The sequence below is a fragment of the Vibrio sp. YT-19(2023) genome, assembly GCF_033337395.1.
Genome location: NZ_JAWOQN010000844.1, coordinates 1 through 581 on the forward strand (window position 1 = coordinate 1; position 581 = coordinate 581).

The window sequence follows — 581 nt, forward strand, 5'->3', positions numbered from 1 at the left end:
AATACGGTAACTACCTATTTGCTAACGTAGCAACGCCTTTATTACGTGAGAAATTCATGCCTTCTGTTGGTACAGATGTTATTGGTAAAGGCCTAGGCGAAACGTCTAACCAAGTGGATAACGCGACTCTTATCGCAGTGAACGAGACTATCCGTAACCACCCAGTGGAATACATTGGCGAAGAACTACGTGGCTACATGACGGATATGAAGCGCATCGCGGTTGGTGGCTAATTCTCTGCGCTGCACAGCATTGAAGATATTAAATGAACTCCAGACAGATTGGAGTCGATAAATACAAAAAACACGACATCTAATTAAAAGGCTTGGTCTCCGTTGACCAAGCCTTTTCGTTTTTAGTCGATTTTTCCATGTGCTGATAAGAAAAACGCTCCTGTCGAAGGAGCGTTTAGGGGCTTATTTATCAGCTAGCTTTTCTTCAAGCTCAGCTAATTTCTTTTCCATTTCCGTCAGCTTTTGACGCGTGCGTAGTAAAACTTGAGTTTGAACATCAAATTCTTCGCGGCTTACTACATCTAGCTTATTTAGTTGGCCTTGGATTACTTGGCGAACTTTTTGATC

1 protein-coding gene and 1 pseudogene are annotated in these 581 nt (G+C 42.3%); one reads left to right on the top strand and one right to left on the bottom strand.

What is annotated here, in order from left to right; all coding sequences use genetic code 11:
- A pseudogene (locus tag R7E78_RS28780) lies at positions 1-233 on the top strand (ketol-acid reductoisomerase); the annotation flags it as partial.
- Positions 234-416: 183 nt separating this feature from the next.
- Here the strand turns inward: R7E78_RS28780 and R7E78_RS28785 are convergent.
- The coding region (locus R7E78_RS28785; protein ID WP_318058969.1) for an accessory factor UbiK family protein at positions 417-581 on the bottom strand (165 nt) is incomplete at its 5' end.